The 18,323-nt window shown below is 69.8% G+C and carries 17 protein-coding genes; 11 read left to right on the top strand and 6 right to left on the bottom strand.

Annotated features, from left to right (window positions below; translation table 11 throughout):
• Positions 1–35: 35 nt before the first annotated feature.
• Both EXE42_RS19385 and larB read right to left on the bottom strand, forming a co-directional pair.
• Complete coding sequence (locus EXE42_RS19385; protein WP_008440770.1) at positions 36–188, bottom strand: hypothetical protein; 153 nt, start codon at positions 186–188, stop codon at positions 36–38.
• A gap of 192 nt (positions 189–380) precedes the next feature.
• Positions 381–1,139 carry a nickel pincer cofactor biosynthesis protein LarB gene (larB, locus tag EXE42_RS12925; RefSeq protein WP_092919485.1) on the bottom strand — a complete coding sequence of 253 codons (759 nt, stop codon included), beginning with the start codon at positions 1,137–1,139 and terminating at the stop codon, positions 381–383.
• Positions 1,140–1,424: 285 nt separating this feature from the next.
• Between larB and EXE42_RS12920 the strand changes: the two genes are divergently transcribed.
• Complete coding sequence (locus EXE42_RS12920) at positions 1,425–1,592, top strand: DUF1931 family protein (RefSeq protein ID WP_004047560.1); 168 nt, start codon at positions 1,425–1,427, stop codon at positions 1,590–1,592.
• Between the two features lie 85 nt (positions 1,593–1,677).
• Here EXE42_RS12920 and rpiA read toward each other — a convergent pair whose 3' ends face one another.
• The 3 genes from rpiA to EXE42_RS12905 all read right to left on the bottom strand — a co-directional run bounded on the left by rpiA (position 1,678) and on the right by EXE42_RS12905 (position 4,809).
• Positions 1,678–2,412, bottom strand: a complete 735-nt coding sequence (gene rpiA, locus EXE42_RS12915; RefSeq protein ID WP_137706673.1) for a ribose-5-phosphate isomerase RpiA — start codon at positions 2,410–2,412, stop codon at positions 1,678–1,680.
• A 78-nt stretch (positions 2,413–2,490) separates the two neighbouring features.
• Entirely contained in the window at positions 2,491–3,615 is a 1,125-nt protein-coding gene (locus EXE42_RS12910) for an ORC1-type DNA replication protein (protein WP_137706672.1), read from the bottom strand.
• A gap of 105 nt (positions 3,616–3,720) precedes the next feature.
• The gene (locus EXE42_RS12905) at positions 3,721–4,809 is read right to left on the bottom strand and encodes a methyltransferase domain-containing protein (protein WP_137706671.1); all 1,089 of its coding nucleotides are present in this window, start codon (positions 4,807–4,809) and stop codon (positions 3,721–3,723) included.
• Positions 4,810–4,893: 84 nt separating this feature from the next.
• On the opposite strand from EXE42_RS12905, the gene EXE42_RS12900 reads away from it, so the two are divergent.
• On the top strand, positions 4,894–5,454 hold the full coding sequence (locus EXE42_RS12900) for a TATA-box-binding protein (RefSeq protein ID WP_092919477.1): 561 nt from the start codon (positions 4,894–4,896) through the stop codon (positions 5,452–5,454).
• Between the two features lie 117 nt (positions 5,455–5,571).
• A complete protein-coding gene (locus EXE42_RS12895) occupies positions 5,572–5,931 on the top strand; it encodes a hypothetical protein (RefSeq protein WP_092919475.1) in 360 nt (119 codons plus the stop codon).
• Between the two features lie 44 nt (positions 5,932–5,975).
• Here the strand turns inward: EXE42_RS12895 and EXE42_RS12890 are convergent, their stop codons facing one another.
• Positions 5,976–8,174 (bottom strand): ATP-dependent DNA helicase, encoded by a 2,199-nt coding sequence (locus EXE42_RS12890; RefSeq protein ID WP_092919473.1) that lies wholly within the window; start codon positions 8,172–8,174, stop codon positions 5,976–5,978.
• 239 nt (positions 8,175–8,413) lie between these two features.
• Between EXE42_RS12890 and EXE42_RS12885 the strand changes: the two genes are divergently transcribed.
• From EXE42_RS12885 to lysW, 8 genes are all read left to right on the top strand, one after another.
• Positions 8,414–8,893: a DUF6789 family protein gene (locus EXE42_RS12885; RefSeq protein WP_092919471.1), complete on the top strand. Its 480-nt coding sequence runs from the start codon at positions 8,414–8,416 to the stop codon at positions 8,891–8,893.
• An 83-nt stretch (positions 8,894–8,976) separates the two neighbouring features.
• On the top strand, positions 8,977–9,477 hold the full coding sequence (locus EXE42_RS12880; RefSeq protein ID WP_092919469.1) for an ACT domain-containing protein: 501 nt from the start codon (positions 8,977–8,979) through the stop codon (positions 9,475–9,477).
• Positions 9,478–9,659: 182 nt separating this feature from the next.
• Complete coding sequence (radA, locus tag EXE42_RS12875) at positions 9,660–10,691, top strand: DNA repair and recombination protein RadA (RefSeq protein WP_017343617.1); 1,032 nt, start codon at positions 9,660–9,662, stop codon at positions 10,689–10,691.
• A 547-nt stretch (positions 10,692–11,238) separates the two neighbouring features.
• Complete coding sequence (locus EXE42_RS12870; RefSeq protein WP_092920466.1) at positions 11,239–12,915, top strand: ammonium transporter; 1,677 nt, start codon at positions 11,239–11,241, stop codon at positions 12,913–12,915.
• Positions 12,916–13,035: 120 nt separating this feature from the next.
• Complete coding sequence (locus tag EXE42_RS12865) at positions 13,036–14,373, top strand: glutamate-1-semialdehyde 2,1-aminomutase (RefSeq protein WP_137706670.1); 1,338 nt, start codon at positions 13,036–13,038, stop codon at positions 14,371–14,373.
• Between the two features lie 737 nt (positions 14,374–15,110).
• The gene (locus tag EXE42_RS12860) at positions 15,111–16,340 is read left to right on the top strand and encodes an argininosuccinate synthase (protein WP_137706669.1); all 1,230 of its coding nucleotides are present in this window, start codon (positions 15,111–15,113) and stop codon (positions 16,338–16,340) included.
• The gene (argH, locus tag EXE42_RS12855) at positions 16,341–17,873 is read left to right on the top strand and encodes an argininosuccinate lyase (protein ID WP_137706668.1); all 1,533 of its coding nucleotides are present in this window, start codon (positions 16,341–16,343) and stop codon (positions 17,871–17,873) included.
• A gap of 250 nt (positions 17,874–18,123) precedes the next feature.
• Positions 18,124–18,312, top strand: a complete 189-nt coding sequence (lysW, locus tag EXE42_RS12850; RefSeq protein WP_049932116.1) for a lysine biosynthesis protein LysW — start codon at positions 18,124–18,126, stop codon at positions 18,310–18,312.
• Positions 18,313–18,323: the final 11 nt, after the last annotated feature.

Below are 18,323 nucleotides of genomic sequence, written 5' to 3'. Positions count from 1 at the left end.
TCGGTGCGCTCGGTCTTCGATCGGCGTTCGGCCGGTCAGTCCCCGGTTCGAGTCCGCTCGCGAGACACCTCGGCGATGCCCGCGTTCGCGGAGCATTTCGGGCACGCGTTCAGGTCGCCGCGCTCGTCCGCGAAAACGCGCGCGAAGCGGTCCGAGACGTGCGACCCGCAGTGGTCACAGCGTGGCATGTGGTGCCGACGTGCGTCGGCAAAATCGGTAGGGACTGGACGAACAAATACCCTTTCTCGGGCCCGTCGACTTCCGGTATTCGCGCGTTTAATGCGAGCCGAGGTCCCCGGCGATCGACGGGTCCGACGGGGACCGATCGGGGCCGTCGACCGGGGTCCCGAGCGACCCCCGACCGCGGCGGACGAGGGCGCTCACTCGGCCCGCGCCGCGTCGACCGCGCGGGCGATCAGGCCGGCCTGCGCGCCGGCGACGAAGCCGGCGTCGACGTTGACGGTCGTGAGCACGGAACACGACTGGAGCGCGCCCGCCAGCGCCGCGACCCCCTCGCCGCCGACGCCGTAGCCGGTCGAGACCGGGAGGGCGATCACAGGGGCGCCGACGAGGCCGGCGACGACGGTGGGGAGGGCGCCCTCGCGGCCCGCCGCCACGACGACGGCGTCGGCCTCGCGGATCCGGTCGACCTGATCGAGGATCCGGTCGAGGTTGGCGACGCCGACGTCGTCGACCCGGTCGACCGTCGCCCCGACCTCGCGGGCGACGACCGCCGCCTCACCGGCGACCGGCGCGTCCGCGGTGCCGGCGGCCACGACCGCGACCGCGGCGTCGAGCGACGGCGGTTCGAACCCGGCGGCGTGCGCGACGACGGTCCCGACCCGGTCGTCGCGGTCGACCGTCGCGTCCACGTCGACCGCCGACGCGACCGCCTCCGCCGTGGACTCGTCCGCGCGCGTCACCAGCGCTCGGCCCGTGGTGTCGAGCGCCGTCGCGGCCAGCGCGGCGACCTCGGCGGGCGTCTTTCCCTCCGCGAGGATCGCCTCGGGGATCCCGCGGCGGCGCTCGCGGGCGGCGTCGAACCGCCCCGCGTCCGTGGTCGCGTAGCCCGCCAGCCGCGACTCCGCCTCCTCGATCCCGATATCGCCCGCCTCGAGCGCCGCCAACGTCTCTCGCATGGACGACCGTCGACCGGGGAGCCGGTCGAACCTGTCGGTTCGGCGCCCGGGGACGCGCCGCGCGCGAAACCGAGCGACGGGGCCTGTACGCGCACCGAGCGCCACGCGACCCGAACGAGTGGGCTGCGAGGCGGCCCCGGACCGAGTTCGAGTCGACGCCGAGACGGGAATCTCACAAGATATATAAGTGGTTGTGTTCGCGGCCCTCCGCGAACCGGCGTCACGGCGCCCCTCGCGGTCGAATTCAGGAACTCTTATTAACTGTCGACGGATATCGTCGAGCGCATGGCAGACCTTATTGTCAAAGCGGCCGTCAAGGAAGCCCTGGACGACAAGAACGTCGCTTCGGACTTCTACGACGCGCTGGACGACGAAGTGGACGAGCTGCTCGAAGACGCCGCGCGCCGCGCCGAGGCCAACGACCGGAAGACGGTCCAGCCGCGCGACCTCTAAGACGGAACTCGTTTCCGTACCGCTTTTATTCGGACGCCGACCGCCGAGCGGCCGCGACGTCGACCGGTTCGCCGCGACGGCTCGGTCAGACCTCGTCGACGCGGACGCCCGACGCCGTCCCGACGTGGACCTCGTCCGCGAGCCCGACGAAGAGTCCGTGTTCGACGACGCCCGGAGTCGCGGACAGCGTCGTCGACAGGGCGGCGGGGTCGGTGATCTCACCGAACGCGCAGTCGAGGACGAGGTTCCCGTTGTCGGTCACCACGGGCCCGTCCTTCCGGTCCGCGCGTCGCAGCGTCGGCTCGCCGCCGGCCTCCCGGACCGCCACGGCGACCGCGGTCCGTCCCGCGGGGAGCACCTCGATCGGAAGCGATCGGTCCAGCCGCGGCGACTCCTTCGAGGGGTCGACGACCACGAGGAAGCGGTCGGCCGCGGCGTCGACGAGCTTCTCGCGGGCGTGAGCCGCGCCGCCGCCCTTTATCAGTACCCCGCCGGAGACGGGGGCGTCGCCCGCCTCGCCGCCGGTCGCCACCTGGTCGGCGCCGTCGATCGCGATGTCGATCCCCGGCCCGTCGGGACCGACCGCCTCGGAGAGGTCGAGGCGGGGGATCCCCTCCTCGGCCGCGAGTTCGCGGCTCGCGAAGGAGGTCGGGACGCCGCGGACGTCGAGGCCGGCGTCGACCCGGTCGCCGAGCCGCCGGATCGCGTGCGCCGCCGTCGAGCCGGTCCCCAGCCCGACCACGTCGCCGTCGGTCGCCGCCTCGGCCGCCGACTCGCCAGCGCGTCGCTTCGCCGCGTCGCTCCCGCCGCTCGTCTTCATGAGAGCGACTGCGTGCGGCGGCGTTGAAAAGGCGTCGGGCGGGAACCGACGCCGGTGCGGGTGCGGCCGGCGTCGCCGTCACTCCAGCCGGTCCAACACCGCCTCCGCGTCGTACGCCAGAGACAGCTCCCGCGAGCGGCCGCGGCCGTCGACGTCGGCGTACTCCGCGTCGATCACGCCGAGCTGGTCGAGCTTGTTGATGATCTCGGAGTAGCGGGTGTAGCCGAGGTCGGTCTCGTCGTTGAACGCGTCGTACACCGCGCCGGCGCGCTCGCCGTCGTGTTCGGCGAGGACGCGGACGAGGTCGCGCTCGGACTCCGAGAGCCCGCGGAGCGACCGCGAGAGGTGGACGTGCTTCGACTTGTCGTACGCCTCCTCGACGTCCGCCTCGGAGATCGTCTTCGAGGCGCGCATCTCGGCGTTGAGCCCGGCCCGGCGCAGGAGGTCGATCCCGACCCGGAGGTCCCCGCTCTCGGCGGTGAGGTCGGCGACGCGCTCCAGCTCGGCGTCGCCGATGACCCCCTCGTGGAAGCCGCGCTTGGCGCGCTCCGCGAGGATGTCGTAGATCTCGGTGGCGTCGTAGACGGGGAAGTACACCTCCTCGGGACGGAAGACGGACTGAACCCGGGTGTCGAGGTCGTCGATCACGTCGAGGCCGAGGTCGGAGGAGACGACGATGACGCCGATCTTCGCGCCGGAGTGCGCCTCGTGGGCGCGGAGCAGCGAGTACAGCGTGTCGGACGCCTCGTTCTCGTAGAAGAGGTAGTTGACGTCGTCTAAGGCGACGACCAGCACCTCGTCCTCCTCCACGAGCCGGTCGGTGATCTGGCCGAACAGCTTCTTGAAGGAGATGCCCGAGGAGGGCGGTTCGTACTCGAATATCCCCTCGAACAGCCGGGAGAACACCGCGTAGCGCGTCGAGTCGACCTGGCAGTTGACGCGTACCGTCCGCACCTCCGTCCGAGCGCCGAGCTCGCCGAACAGCTTCTGGACCGCGGTGGTCTTCCCGGTCCCGGGCGGGCCGCGGACCATCGTGTTGAGGGGGCGGGAGCCGCGGACCGCGGGACGGAGCGCGTACTTGAGGTTCTCCAACTGGCTCTCGCGGTGGCGGAACGTCTCGGGGACGTGGTCGATCTCGAACACCGACTCGTCGCGGAACACCGACTCGTCCCACGAGAGCATATCGCCGGCGTCCCCGGTCATGCGAGTACCACGAGAGGCCGCGCACTTAACCGTTGCCCGGCGGCGGGGCGAAACTGAAACTTGTCGCGCGAGCGCCCGATCGGAGCGATTCCGCCGATCGGTCGTTCACTCTCGGTCCGCTGGGACGGAGGGGTCGCCCGTCCGACCCGCCGCCTCCTCGCGGCGCAACACCAGCACGTGGCGCGTCAGCGACCGGTGGACCCGGCGCTCGAACGCGGCGTCGACCGTCCAGCCGGCGTCGCGGGCGGGGCCGCGCCAGTCGCGGTCCGCGACCAGCACCGCGCGCGGCGCGACCCGGGCGGCCTCGGCGAGCGCGCCCGCGACGAGGTCCGCGAGCTCGTGGCGCGCGACCTTCGACTGCCGGCCGTACGGGGCGTCGAACGCGACCCCGTCGACGGCGTCGTCCGGGAGGGGGAGCGCGGTCGCGTCGCCGCGCGCGACGTGCCAGTCGGACGAGCCGTCGGTGCCGGGAGCTCCGAGGTACTCGCGGAAGTTCTCCCGGGCGCCGCGAACCATCTTCGGCTGCGCGTCGCAGGCGACGGCGTCGCCGCCGACGAGGCCGGCCTCCAGCGGGAGGCCGCCGGTACCGCACATCGGGTCGAGCAGGGTCCGTCCCGGGGCCGCGCCCGCGAGGTTGGCGTAGGCGCGGGCGTCGGCCGGCGCCATGCTCCCCGGCTGGAAGAAGGGGCGGTCGGTGGGGTTCGGCGCGAAGTCGCGGGCGGCCTCGACCGCGACCCAGCCGAGCGCGCACAGGTCCGCGTCGCCGCCGTCCGCGCCGGCGACCGCGTCGTGCTCGGCGCGCGGGCCGGCCGCGAACAGCGCGCGGAGGACGTGGTCGGGGTCGTCGAGGTCGACGTCGAACCCGCGGTCGACGAGGACGCCGCCGAGTTCGCGCTCGGCCGCCTCGGTCGAGACATCGGCCGTCCCCCGGACGTTCCGGGCGCGGACCGCGACGCTCCCGGACCGATCGAGCGACGACGCTCGGAGGGCGACGACCGCGGCGTCGACATCGGCGTCGGTCCGGACGACCGCCTCGTGCGCGGCGCGGGTGTACGCGAGCCGGCGGACGCGGGCGGGGTCGATCCCGCCGGTGCGCGCGACCCCCGGCGCGAGGAGGTCGACGCCGGTCGCGGCGATCGCGGCCTCGCGGGCGGCGAAGGCGTCGGTCTCGCCGGCGAGTTCGAGCCAGTACACGCGGACGGCTCGGCGCGGCGACGGGAATAGCGTGGCGGTTCCGACCAGCCACCATTTAAGTGCGTTCGGGCGAGAATCGAGGTGATGACGGCCGACCCGAAGGAGACGATCACCGTAGAGAACGTCGTCGCCTCCACGGGGATCGGACAGGAGCTCGATCTCCAGAGCGTCGCGATGGACCTCGAGGGCGCCGACTACGACCCAGAGCAGTTCCCCGGCCTCGTCTACCGCACCACGGACCCGAAGTCGGCCGCCCTGATCTTCCGGTCGGGGAAGATCGTCTGTACCGGCGCGAACTCGACCGAGGCGGTCCACGAGAGCCTCGACATCGTGTTCGGGGAGCTCCGCGCGCTCCAGATTCCGATCGAGGACCCGGAGATAACGGTCCAGAACATCGTCACGTCGGCCGACCTGGGCGAGAGCCTGAACCTGAACGCGATCGCGATCGGCCTCGGCTTGGAACACATCGAGTACGAGCCGGAGCAGTTCCCGGGGCTCGTCTATCGGCTCGACGAGCCGGAGGTCGTCGCGCTGCTGTTCGGCAGCGGGAAGGTGGTCGTCACCGGCGGGACGAGCCCCGACGACGCGGCGGCCGCCGTCGACGTGATCGTCGAGGAGCTGAACGGACTCGGGCTGTTGGACTGACACACCGGACCCGAAACGACGACGCGGATTCGACCCGAAACGACGACGCGGATTCGGCGCGGCGGCACCGCGAGCCCGTTCCGCGACCACTTTTACCCCCCGCCCCGTAGGTCGACCATGCTCTTACAGACGGTGACGCCGGTCTCCGTGCTCGGGACGACCGTCCTGTTGGCGCTGTTCCTCTCCGTGACCGCACACGTCGCGGCCCGGAACGTCCTCGGCACGGTCGACCCGCGGCGCGCCCTCTACATCGGCCCGCTCCCGGCGGTGATCAGCGTTGCCGGCAACGCGCTCGACGCTCCCGGCGGGCTCATCGTCCTCGCCGCGCTCCTCGTCGACGGAACGATGTTCTGGTGGAGCTACGGGCAGCCGCGGCGGGCCGTGGCCGCGATGACGCTGATCCACGCGGTGGTCACGACGCTGCTCGGCATGGTTCTGTTCTTCGTCTCGATCCTGCTCGCGTCGATGCCGGGGTAGGCCGACGGCGACCCCACGCGAGACGGCGACCCCACGCGACCGCCTCACGGCGACGGCGGCGGGCCGTCGTAGGCGTCGTGGTCCCGATAGAAGTTCAGCATCGCGAACTTCAGCTTCTCGGGGTCGACGTCGAGCAGTTCCTCGCGTTCCTCCGGGGGGAACGCGGATCGGACCGAGTACTTCCCCATGTCGGCGGTCGTGTAGCGGCGGTCGGCCAGGATCCGGACGCCGAAGTCCTCCGGGCCGCGGATCACCCGACCGATCGCCTGCCGGGTCTTGCGGATCGTCGGGATCTCGACCGCGTAGGTCCAACCCGGATCGCGGGCGCGGTCGCGGTCCGCGAACGCCCGGTCGTAGGCGTCCTGAACAGCCTCGGTCCGATCGGAGAGGTGCGGGTACGGGACGCCGACCACGACGACCGTCCGGGCGTCGTCGCCGTCGAAGCTCACCCCCTCGCCGAGCGTCCCCCACAGCGACGTGAACAGCGCGGCGCCGTCGTCCGCGACGAACTCGCTGCGGAGTCGCTCCTCGTCCTCGCCGGGACCGTCGAGGTGGATCGGGCCGATGTCGGGGTCGTCGCCGCCCGCGGCGCTCCCGCCGCCCGTGAGCCGCTCGTGGTAGCGCTCGGCCTCGGCGTACGACGGGAAGAAGGCCAGCGTGTTGCCGGGCGTGAACCGGATCGCGTCCCGGAGCAGCGACGACACCGCCGCCTGCGTCTCCGGGTCGCTGCGCTCGGAGGCGAAGAGCGGGGGCACGTCGGCCGCGAACGTCCGGCGGTTCGCCTCGGGGTATCCCATCTCGTAGGCCATCGAGGCGGCGTCCTCCAGCCCCAGCACGTCCTCGGTCACGTCGAACGGGCGCAGCGTCGCGCTCATCAGGACGGAGGCGGCCACCTCGTCGAACAGCTCGGCGGTGACGTTCCGCGGGATGCAGGTGTACAGCTCCGCCCGCCCGTACACCTCGTCGGTGCCCGCGTCGCGCCGGACGGAGACCACCGGGTACTGGCCGAACTCCGTCCCCTCGTCCATCCACGTGGCGACGAACCGGGCGGCCGCGAGCGTCTGCGACTCCGAGCGGGTCGTCGCCTCCCCGTCGCGGTAGCGGCGCTCGTACTCCTCGTCTATCGCCTGTCCGAGCTGAACCGCGAGCTCGGTCTCGGCGTCGATCCCGTTCCCCTCGTAGTTTCGGAGGAACGCCAGCGTGAGGTCGTCTCGGCGGTCGTCGTTGGCGATCGAAACGTCCTCCCAGTTCTCCGTCACGGAGCCGGAGCCGCCGAAGCCGACCGCGCCCTCGTACGTCTCGACGAGCGCGTCGCGGAAGGCCCGGAGGACGTTCTCGGCGGGTTCCGCCCGGGAGTCGTCGCTGTCGGCGAGCTCGTCGAGCGCGGCATCGAGAGTGTTCTCGGTCAGCGTCCGAGTGGCGTGGTCGCGGGCGGCGTCCTCGATGTTGTGCGCCTCGTCGAACACAGTGATTATCTCGCTCGGGTCGCGGTCGATCCACCGGAAGAACTGCTCGCGGATGTTGGGGTCGAGCAGGTGGTGGTAGTTACAGACGACCAAGTCGACGCCCTCCATCCCCTCCTTCAGCAGCTCGTAGCCGCACAGCTCGCGCTCCTCGGCGTACTCGTACACGTCGTCGGGAGTCCGAACGTCGTCGAAGAGCCAGGCGAAGAAGTCGTCCGTGTCGCGGGTGAGGTTGTTACGGTAGTGCTCGCAGACGTTGGCGGCCTCGTACTCGTCGATCTCGCCCTCCAACTCGTCGAGCTCCTCCATGATCGCCTCGCGGGCCTCCGCGGCGCTCGCGTCGCCCTCGCGGCTCTCGGCCAGCAGTTCGCGCTGGCGCGACTCCAGTTCGCGGACCTCGGTCTCCGTCTCCACCATCTCGCGGGTGGTGTCCCGGAGGGTCTGACACTCCTGGTAGTCGACGTCGATGTGACACATCGACGACTTCCCCTTGAACACGACGGCGCGGATGGGCTCCTCGCGAGTTATCGCGCGCGCGTCCTCGACGAACTGCCGCATCTGCTGGTGGACGTTGGTCGTGATGACGACCGTGCGGTCGTGCTCGCGGGCGTGTTCGAGCGCGGGCACGAGCGCGGAGAGGGTCTTCCCCGTCCCGGGCGCGCCCTCGAACAGCACATCCTGCCCCCGGTCTAACGCGTTGGCGACCCTGTCCATCGCCTCGCGCTGGTTCGGGTAGGGTTCCTCGTACGGGAAGAACCGCAGGTGCGGCGACTCTGGCACGGGATGGGGTTCGGCGCCACCGGTCAAAAGGAGTCGGGTGGCGGGGCGGAAGTGGTCCGGCGCCGCGGGGATCTCTCCGGTCTTGACATCCTCCCCGCGCTAAAGCGCGAGGCTTTCGCCTCGAATTTTCCGTAATCCTCGATATCGTTTCAGGAATCAAATATAACTGCCGGGAGAGTGCGTCCCGACCGCACAATTCCGGCGTATTTTACCGCTTCTGGCGCCGTCGACCGAACGACATGGCGACCGAGACGGCTACCGCGACGAGCGAGGTATCGACCGAGACCGGAGACTGGAAGGCGGGCGTGGCCGGCGGGCTCGCCGGGAGCGCCGTCTTCGGACTCGTGATGACGTACGCGATCGCCGCTCCGCTCTTGGAAGTCGTGATCCCGTCGATGTACGGCCTCGCGCCGCCGGCGGCCCCGTTCGTCGGCTGGGTGATCCACATGGCGCACGGCGCGGTCCTCGGCGTCGGGTTCGCCGCGCTCGTCGGGCTGCGGCCTTCGGTCGGCGGGGACGTGTCGAAGTCGCTCGGCGCCGGCGCGGCCTACGGGATCGCGGTCTGGGTCGCGCTCGCGGTGATCGTGATGCCGATCTGGCTCTCCGCGGTCGGCTCGCCGGCGAACCCGCCGCTACCCAACGTCAGCGCCATGAGCGCGGTCGGGCACCTCGCGTACGGGGTCGTGCTCGGCGGGGCGTACGCGGCCCTCGCGAACTGACCGCGGGACCGAGTCGTCCGCGTTTCGGCGGCCGCGACGCACCCTGATTTATCACGCCGCGCCGACACCGCTCTTAGTAACGAATGTTCGACGAGATCCTCGAGAAGTTCGAGGGATCACCCAGCCAGCAGGCCGTGATCCGACTGTTCTTGGAGCGCGGCTTCTCCGTCAACGAGGAGGGGCGGGTCGTCTCGGGCGGGATCGAGATCCCGTACACCGGCATCGCGCGCGAGCTCGACGTCGACCGGCGTGTCGTGGACTCGACGACGGACGCCATCCTGGCCGATCCCGAGCTGAAGCGCATCTTCACCAACATCTCGTCGATCCCGAGCCTGATGGATCTGGCCCCGGTGTTGGACCTCACGGTCCTCACCATCGAGGTCGCGGCCGCCGACGAGGCCGGGATCGTCGCCGAGGTGACCGGAATCCTGGCCGACCGCGGCGTCTCGATCCGGCAGGTGTTGAGCGAGGACCCCGAGTTCACCGACGACCCGAAGCTGTACGTGATCACCGACGCCGACCTGTCCGGCGACCTGCTCGTGGAGATCCGCGACTTGGAGTACGTCCGCCGCGTCGGCTTCTGAGGCTCCGTCGGCCGCCGCCGCGACCGCTCGCCGACCAGTTTCACCGGTCGGTCCGAGCGCCCGTTCCGGCGAGCCCGTTCGAGGGATAGCGAGCCGCGACCGAGCGCCGGCGCCGCGTGCGTTTCACTTTCACTAGGGTGTAAACCAGCCTTTATACCCGATGGCGAACAAGGGTCGTGTACATGCCTGAAGACGAACTCGAGGACCTCCCCGGCGTCGGCCCGGCGACCGCGGACAAGCTCGTTGACAACGGATTCGAGAGCTACCAGTCGATCGCCGTCGCGAGCCCCGGCGAGATGTCCAACACCGCCGACATCGGCGAGTCGTCCGCCAGCGACATCATCAACGCCGCCCGCGAGGCCGCCGACGTCGGCGGCTTCGAGACGGGCGCGACCGTCCTCGAACGCCGCCAGGAGATCGGCAAGCTCTCCTGGCAGATCGACGAGGTCGACGACCTGCTCGGCGGCGGCATCGAGACCCAGTCGATCACCGAGGTGTACGGCGAGTTCGGCTCCGGCAAGTCGCAGGTCACCCACCAGATGGCCGTCAACGTCCAGCTCTCGAAGGAGAACGGCGGGCTGGAGGGCGGCTGCATCTTCGTCGACTCCGAGGACACGTTCCGCCCGGAGCGGATCGACGACATGGTCCGCGGGCTCGACGACGAGATCCTCGCCGACGAGATGGAGCGCCGCGAGATCGAGGGCACCCCGAACGACGAGGCGGCCTTAGAAGACCTGGTCGACGCGTTCTTGGACCAGATCCACGTCGCGAAGGCGTTCAACTCCAACCACCAGATCCTCCTCGCCGAGAAGGCGAAGGAGCTGGCCGGCGAACACGAGGAGACGGAGTGGCCGATCCGGATCGTCTGCGTCGACTCGCTCACCGCGCACTTCCGCGCGGAGTACGTGGGCCGCGGCGAGCTCGCCGAGCGACAGCAGAAGCTCAACAAACACCTCCACGACCTGATGCGGCTCGGCGACCTGTACAACACCGCCATCCTCGTCACCAACCAGGTGGCGTCGAACCCGGACTCCTACTTCGGCGACCCGACACAGGCGATCGGCGGCAACATCCTCGGGCACGCCTCCACGTTCCGGATCTACCTCCGGAAGTCGAAGGGCGACAAGCGGATCGTCCGGCTCGTCGACGCGCCGAACCTCGCCGACGGCGAGGCCGTGATGCGCGTCCAGAACGAGGGGCTGAAGCCGGAGTAAGTGGTTTTTCGGCGGTTTCAGTCGACATTGGCGGCGCGGCGCTGCCGGCGACTAACCGAGACGAACAGCTGATCGCGAAACTGGTTGACGAACGTCAATTTCTACCGAGACGGCCAGAAACTCCCGAAATCACGGGCGTCGGGCCGTATAGAGTCGTATCGCGAGACGGGAGGCTGGCAATACTCGCCAAAAGCCGCCGCGCACGGTCGTGAGAAGGGTTTTGACCGCGGATCACGCCGAAATAGACAGAAATCATACACAACATTCGTTGGTTTCGAGCGCAGCAATTGCCGCGAAATCTCCGAGGAAACGTCCTTATACACCATGGTCACGTCATTATATCGAACGCTCACCGTATTATCAAGCTGTTTTCTTGTGAAACTCAACTCTAACGTTTATGTATAGCCGTTCCCCCGAGTGGAAACGTGATTCAGCACATGAACACGAGAGAAGCGCAGTTTAAATTAGACGAGCGTTCAGTAGGGGTGGTCGAAGCGTGACGGGCGGCGTACTCGCCACGATCGACCCGAGCACGTTCACGTCCGCGATGAACGGGACGTGGATCCTGGTCGTGACGTTCCTCATCTTCTTCATGCACGCCGGCTTCGCGATGCTTGAAGCCGGGCAGGTTCGCTCGAAGAACGTCGCCAACCAGCTGACGAAGAACCTCCTCACGTGGAGTATCGGCGTGACGGTGTTCTTCCTGATCGGCACGGCGTTCACGAGCCTCGTGAACGGGTCGCCCGGGATCGCCTCCGCGGCGGGCTCGTTGTTCTCCGGCGGCGAACTCGCCGTCGAGGAGGGGGTCATCGGTCCGTACGTCAACTGGCTCTACGGCGCGGTGTTCGCGATGACCGCCGCGACGATCGTCTCCGGGGCGGTCGCCGGTCGCGCGAAGCTCCGCGCGTACGTCACCTACACGTTCCTGCTCGCCGCGGTCATCTACCCGATGGTCATCGCGTTCACGTGGTCGGCCTCCGGTGACGGGCTCGTCGCCCAGCTGACCGGGACCGCGTTCCACGACTTCGCCGGCGGCATGATCGTCCACGGCATGGGCGGTATCGCGGGCCTCACCGCCGCGGCCGTCCTCGGCCCGCGGATGGACCGCTACGCGGACGACGGGTCGACGAACGTCATCCCCGGCCACTCGCTGACGTTCGCCGTCCTCGGGACGCTCGTCCTCGCGTTCGGCTGGTACGGGTTTAATGTCGGCACGGCGTCCGTGGTCAGCGGCGGCGTGTTCAACACGCTGACGCTCAACCTCGTCGCGATGGGGACCACGATCGCGATGGCGGCCGGCGGGATCGGCGCCGCGACCGTCGTGTGGCTCCGCACCGGGAAGGTCGACACGCTGTACGTCGCAAACGGGCTGCTCGCGGGGCTCGTCGGCATCACCGCGATCCCGGACACCACGGCGTGGTGGGGCGCGCTGGTCGTCGGTCTCCTCGCCGGCGGACAGCTCCCCCTCGTCTTCGAGTTCGTCTCGGACACGCTGAAGATCGACGACGTCTGTGCGGTGTTCCCGGTCCACGGTAGCGCCGGCGTGCTCGGCACGCTGCTCTTCCCGTTCGTCGCCGCGCCGGGCGAGCTCAGCGCGGGCATCGGTGCCCACTTCGTCGCCCAGCTGACCGGCGTCGTCATCATCGGCGGGTGGACGCTCACCGCGACCGCCGCCGTCTGGTACGTCCTCAAGGTGAGCGGCGAGGCGCGCGTCACCGCGGAACACGAACAGGAGGGGCTCGACATCTCCGAGCACGGCGTCGAGACCTACCCCGAGTTCGGCGGCGACCGCGTCGCGACCGACGGCGGTCCGTCCGTGGTCGACGCGACCGACTCCGACAGTGAGTCCCCGCGCGCCGACGGCGGCGAGGAGGCGGGCGCGGAGATCAAGATGGTCACCGCGGTCGTCCGCCCCGACAAGCTCGGGGCGATCAAGCAGGCGCTCGCCGAGGTCAAGGCGCCCTCGCTCACCGTGACGAACGTCTCCGGCCGCGGCAGCCAGCCCGCAAAGAAGGGGCAGTGGCGCGGCGAGGAGTTCACCGTCGACCTCCACCAGAAGGTGAAAGTCGAGGTCGTCGTCGCCGACATCCCGGCCGACGAGGTCGCGGAGGCGATCGCCGACGCCGCCGAGACGGGAGAGCCCGGCGACGGCAAGGTGTTCATCATGCCGGTCGAGGACGCGCTCCAGGTCCGCACGGGCGCGACCGGGCCGGAGGCGGTGTAGCGGCCGGACCGGAGACGGTGGAGGCGCGTAGCGCGCGAACCGACGCGGTCCCTTTTCAGCGTCCGAACCGGTTCGCCCGGTTCGGCAACTACTTTCAGCCCGACGCTCCAACCGATCGGTATGAACCACGAGCGCTCGCGCGGGCTGTACGACCGCGCGCTGTCGGTGATGCCCGGCGGCGTCAACTCATCCGTCCGGGCGACGATGCCGCACCCGTTCTTCGTCGAGCGCGGCGACGGCGGCCACGTGATCGACGCCGACGGGAACCGGTACGTCGACTGGGTGATGGGGTACGGGCCCCTCCTGTACGGCCACGACCTCCCGGACCCGGTGGAGGCCGCGGTTCAGTCGCACGTCGCGGCGGGGCCGATGTACGGCGCGCCCACGGAGGTGGAGGTCGAGCACGCGGAGTTCGTCGCCCGGCACGTCCCGAGCGTGGAGTCGATCCGCTTCGTCAACTCCGGCACGGAGGCGACCGTCTCGGCGGTCCGACTGGCGCGCGGCCACACCGACCGCGACAAGATCGTCGTGATGCAGGGCGGCTACCACGGCGCGCAGGAGTCGACGCTCGTCGAGGGGTCGCCCGGGGACGCGCACCCCTCGACGAAGGGGATCCCGGAGGCGTTCGCCCAGCACACCCTCCCGATCCCGTTCAACGACGAGGCGGCCGCGAAGGAGGTGTTCGCGGAACACGGCGACGAGATCGCAGCCGTCCTCGTCGAGCCGATCCTCGCCAACAAGGGGATCGTCATGCCGATAGAGGGGTACCACGAGACGCTGCGGGACCTCTGTGACGACCACGGCTCGCTCCTGATCTTCGACGAGGTGATCACCGGGTTCCGGGTGGGCGGCCTCGGCTGCGCGCAGTCGAAGTTCGGCGTCACCCCCGACGTGACGACGTTCGGGAAGATCATCGGCGGCGGGTTCCCGGTCGGCGCGATCGGCGGGAAAGCCGAGATAATCGAGGGGTTCACCCCCGCGGGCGAGGTGTTCCAGTCCGGCACCTTCTCGGGCCACCCGGTGACGATGGCCGCGGGAAAGGCGACCCTGGAGTACGCCGCGGAGAACGACGTGTACGAGCACGTCAACCGCCTCGGGCGGCAGCTCCGCGAGGGGATCGCCGAGATCTGCGCCGAGCGCGCGCCGGAGTACACCGTCGTCGGCACCGACTCGATGTTCAAGACGATATTCACCCGCGAGGCGCCCGACGACGTCGACGCCTGCTGTCCGGGCGGCTGTCGGCAGGACCCCGACTGCGCCCGGTACGACGCGTGTCCGAAGACGGGCGCCGACGTCGCCGCGGCCGCGACCGACCGCTGGGAGCGCGTGTTCTGGCAGGAGATGAAAGACCGCGGCGTGTTCCTCACCGCGAACCAGTTCGAGTGCCAGTTCACCTCCTACGCGCATACGGAGGCGGACGTCGAGCGGACCTTAGAGGCGTACCGGGAAGCGATCTGAAGTCGGCGAGAGCCGTTATTTGAGGCTGCTGTCGTCGCGGCGGTCTTTGAATAAATGAAGTCGTAGCGACGATTACTCATAAAAGCGGTGCGGTGGCGCGTGCCTGCGAGCGGCCGCCCTCGGCGGCCGCGAGGAGCACCGCGCGAGGGACGCGGTGAGCGCTCGAAGAGCGCGAACCGCGAGGCTGGGGAGGTGTGAGGCCGTGCGGTGCTGTGCGGGGTGGGACTCAAAGGGGCAGCCGCGAGGCCGGCGCAGACGACGTAAGCACCGGAACGAGTGAGCGGAGCGAACGAGTGAGGAGCGCAGCGAGTGTGCGCCGGCCTCGCAGCTGGGGCTTTGGTGGCGTTCTCCATCGATCCGCCATGAGCCATTTATAAGCAAGCGGCTGGGGCTTTGGAGGAGTTCGCCGTCGATCCGTTATCGACCACGTATAGCGGAACAGTTTTATATCGGAGATCGGTACGTACACGCGATGACCGCAGCGGCTCGTCTCGACGCCGCCCTCTTCCGAGGTCGACGAGCCCTGCGACCGCGACGAGACGTCCGACCGCCGCGACCGGCTTCCGGCGCGGCGCGACGACGAGGCCCCTCGGGCCGATAACTTTCACCTCTCGTCGCGTTCGCGCCGTTCCGTTCCGAAGAGTCTCGACTCCGCGTTCCGCGAGCGACCGCCCTGCTACTTTCTTACAAAATTTAAACCGCTGAATTTAAGAGTGTAGACCGGGTGTACTCTGGTAATGACGAGCGTTGCACTCGCGTTCAGCGGGGGACTCGACACCACGGTCTGCGTACCGCTGCTGAAAGAGGAGTACGGCTACGACGAGGTCATCGGCGTCAACGTCGACGTCGGCCAGCCCACGGAGGAGTTCGACGAGGCGGAAGAGACCGCGGAGGCGCTGGGGCTCGACATCCACGTCGTCGACGCGAAGGCGGAGTTCGCTGACCTCTGTTTCGACGCCGTGAAGGCCAACGCCAGCTATCAGGGCTACCCGCTCGGCACCGCCCTCGCGCGCCCGGTCATCGCCGAGGCCATTCTGGGCGTCGCCGAGGAGCAGGGCTGCGACGCCATCGCGCACGGCTGTACGGGCAAGGGGAACGACCAGCTCCGGTTCGAGGCCGTCTGGCGCGGCTCCGACCTCGAAGTGATCGCCCCCGTGCGCGAGCTCGGCCTCACCCGCGAGTGGGAGATCGACTACGCCGCCGAGAAGGACCTGCCCGTCGAGGCCGGCGACGGCGGCGTCTGGTCCATCGACGAGAACATCTGGTCGCGCGCGGTCGAGGGCGGAAAGCTGGAGGATCCCGACTACGAGCCGCCGGCGGACATCTACGAGTGGACCGCCGAGCCCGAGGGCGAGACCACCATCGAGGTGGCGTTCGAGGCGGGCGTCCCGGTCGCCGTCGACGGCGAGGCGATGGATCCGGTCCCCCTCATCCAGCACCTCAACGAGTACGCCGGCGGCTACGGCGTCGGCCGCACCGACGTGATGGAGGACCGCATGCTCGGGCTGAAGGTGCGCGAGAACTACGAACATCCGGCCGCCACGGTACTACTCACGGCCCACCGGGCGCTCGAAGACCTCGTCCTCACGAAGAACGAGCGCTCGTTCAAGCAGGGGATCGAGCAGGAGTGGTCCGAGAAGGCGTATCAGGGGCTCGTGTTCGCGCCCGTCGTCGACGCCCTGAACGCCTTCGTCGACGAGACGCAGGACGTGGTGACCGGCACGGCGACGGTGAAGGTGTCTGGCGGCGACTGCCGCGTCGTCGCGCGCGACTCCGAGTACGCCGTCTACTCCGAGGAGATGGCCTCGTTCAACACCGAGGACGTCGCGGGCATCGCCCAGTCCGACGCGACGGGGGTCGCGAAGTACCACGGGCTCCAGGAGCGCCTCGCCAACGACGTGAAGGCGAGCGTCTCGAAGCCGGAACTCGCGACGGATGGAAGCGGAGTCGACGATAAGAGCGAATAGATGACGGACGACGACCCCGACGCGGCGGCGGACGACGCCGACGAGGCTAGCGACGGAATCGGCGGAGCCGCGGGAGGCGACACCGCCGTCCGCCGCGACCGCTTCAGCGGCGGCCCCGCCCGCGAGTTCCTGTCGAGCCTCGCGGCCGACGAGGCCATCTTCGAGGCCGACCTCGCGGTCGACCGCGCACACGTCGTGATGCTCGCGGAGCAGGGGATCGTCGACGGCGCGGTCGCTGGCGAGATCCTCGGCGCGCTCGATGACGTCGAGGCCGCCGGCCACGGGGCGCTTCCGGACGGCGAGGACATCCACGAGGCGATCGAGACCGCCGTCATCGACCGGGTCGGCCCCGACGGCGGCCGGATGCACACCGCCCGCTCGCGCAACGACGAGGTGGCGACGTGTATCCGCTACCGCCTGCGCGAGGACCTGCTGGCGGCGGTCGAGGCGACCCTCACCGCCCGCGAGGCGCTCGTCGACGTCGCGGGCGAGCACGCGGAGACGGTGATGCCGGGGTACACCCACCTCCAGCCGGCCCAGCCGACGACGGTCGCGCACTACCTGCTGTCGTACGAGGGCGGGCTCGCGCGCGACGCGGAGCGCCTGCTCGACGCGTACGACCGGGTGAACCGGTCGCCGCTCGGCGCGGCCGCGTTCGCGGGGACGCCGTTCGACGTCGACCGCGACCGCACCGCCGAGCTGCTCGGGTTCGACGGGACGGTCCGCAACTCGATGGACGCCGCCGCCGCGCGCGACTTCCTCGCGGAGTCGGCGGGCGCGCTCGCGACGCTCGCGACGACGCTGTCGGGGCTCGCGGAGGACCTGATCATATTCTCGAAGGAGGGGCTCGTCGAGCTCTCCGACGCGTACTCGTCGACCTCCTCGATCATGCCCCAGAAGAAGAACCCCGACACGCTGGAGCTGACTCGCGGCGTCGCGGGCGACGCGATCGGCGAGGCGACCGGCACGCTGAGCCTGCTGAAGGGGCTCCCGCGCGCCTACAACCGCGACCTCCAGCGCGCTCACGCGAGCGTCTTCGAGGTCGCCGGCGACGTACGCGAGGCGACCGAGGTCGCCGCGGGCGCGGTCGCGACCGCCGACTGGGACGAGGCCGCGCTCACGGCCGCCGCGGGCGAGGGGTTCTCCACGGCCACGGGCGTCGCGGACCTGCTCGCGATGGGCGGATTGCCGTTCCGGACGGCCCACGAGATCGTCGCGGCGGCCGCGGAGGCGGTCGAGGACGGCGATTCACCGGACGCGGCGGCCGCAAAAGTTGACGAGGCCGCTCGAAAGGTCACGGGTGAGCCCCTCTCCGCGTACGTGAGCCGCGAGGACGTGGAGTCGGCGCTCGACCCGGCAGCCAGCGTCGCGAGCCGCGACTCCGCCGGGGGACCGGCTCCCGAGGCGGTCGCCGACGCGCTCGCCGCCGCCGAGGCCGGGATCGAGACGGACGAGGACGCGCTGGCGGCCGAGCGCGACGCGCTCGCCGCCGCGAGCGAGACGCTGGAGGCGGAGGTCGATCGCTATGTCTGAGCCGCGACCGCGCGGCGGTCGTCCGCTCGGTCGACGCCGGGCGGACCGACTCCGGCCCGATCGGCGTTGCCCCGATCGACGCCGACGACCGTCCCCGTAAGGGGGACACAATTATTACCGGGATCTGATATCCGATCTCGAAACGGCTCGATTTTGCCTATTCTCTTCCGTTAGCGGCCGATCCGCTTTATGTAAAATTTCCAATAAGTTCGAAGCCTTTATGCTCGTTCACGGTCGAGTTGCTGGCACGATGACGAGCGACACCGACACGCTGACCGCGGAGGACCCGATCGCGGGCGAGGAGATCGAGATCCCGGCCGACGTCGAGGTCGGCGAGATCATCGACAGTCCGGTCACCGGGACCGAGCTGGAGGTCATCTCGCTCGACCCGGTCGTCTTAGAGGAGGCGCCCGAGCTCGAGGAGGACTGGGGCGAGTAATGGCGACGACC

Source organism: Halorubrum sp. SP3, from assembly GCF_005435195.1.
Lineage (GTDB): Archaea > Halobacteriota > Halobacteria > Halobacteriales > Haloferacaceae > Halorubrum > Halorubrum sodomense.
Note: the sequence above shows the minus strand (reverse complement) of the source record. Positions and strands in the feature narration are given on the sequence as shown.

Excerpts from the sequence above, each read along its gene's own strand:
- EXE42_RS19385 (WP_008440770.1), bottom strand. The coding sequence starts at position 188 with ATGCCACGCTGTGACCACTGCGGGTCGCACGTCTCGGACCGCTTCGCG.
- larB (WP_092919485.1), bottom strand. The coding sequence starts at position 1,139 with ATGCGAGAGACGTTGGCGGCGCTCGAGGCGGGCGATATCGGGATCGAG.
- EXE42_RS12920 (WP_004047560.1), top strand. The coding sequence starts at position 1,425 with ATGGCAGACCTTATTGTCAAAGCGGCCGTCAAGGAAGCCCTGGACGAC.
- rpiA (WP_137706673.1), bottom strand. The coding sequence starts at position 2,412 with ATGAAGACGAGCGGCGGGAGCGACGCGGCGAAGCGACGCGCTGGCGAG.
- EXE42_RS12910 (WP_137706672.1), bottom strand. The coding sequence starts at position 3,615 with ATGACCGGGGACGCCGGCGATATGCTCTCGTGGGACGAGTCGGTGTTC.
- EXE42_RS12900 (WP_092919477.1), top strand. The coding sequence starts at position 4,894 with ATGACGGCCGACCCGAAGGAGACGATCACCGTAGAGAACGTCGTCGCC.
- EXE42_RS12895 (WP_092919475.1), top strand. The coding sequence starts at position 5,572 with ATGCTCTTACAGACGGTGACGCCGGTCTCCGTGCTCGGGACGACCGTC.
- EXE42_RS12885 (WP_092919471.1), top strand. The coding sequence starts at position 8,414 with ATGGCGACCGAGACGGCTACCGCGACGAGCGAGGTATCGACCGAGACC.
- EXE42_RS12880 (WP_092919469.1), top strand. The coding sequence starts at position 8,977 with ATGTTCGACGAGATCCTCGAGAAGTTCGAGGGATCACCCAGCCAGCAG.
- radA (WP_017343617.1), top strand. The coding sequence starts at position 9,660 with ATGCCTGAAGACGAACTCGAGGACCTCCCCGGCGTCGGCCCGGCGACC.
- EXE42_RS12870 (WP_092920466.1), top strand. The coding sequence starts at position 11,239 with ATGAACGGGACGTGGATCCTGGTCGTGACGTTCCTCATCTTCTTCATG.
- EXE42_RS12865 (WP_137706670.1), top strand. The coding sequence starts at position 13,036 with ATGAACCACGAGCGCTCGCGCGGGCTGTACGACCGCGCGCTGTCGGTG.
- EXE42_RS12860 (WP_137706669.1), top strand. The coding sequence starts at position 15,111 with ATGACGAGCGTTGCACTCGCGTTCAGCGGGGGACTCGACACCACGGTC.
- argH (WP_137706668.1), top strand. The coding sequence starts at position 16,341 with ATGACGGACGACGACCCCGACGCGGCGGCGGACGACGCCGACGAGGCT.
- lysW (WP_049932116.1), top strand. The coding sequence starts at position 18,124 with ATGACGAGCGACACCGACACGCTGACCGCGGAGGACCCGATCGCGGGC.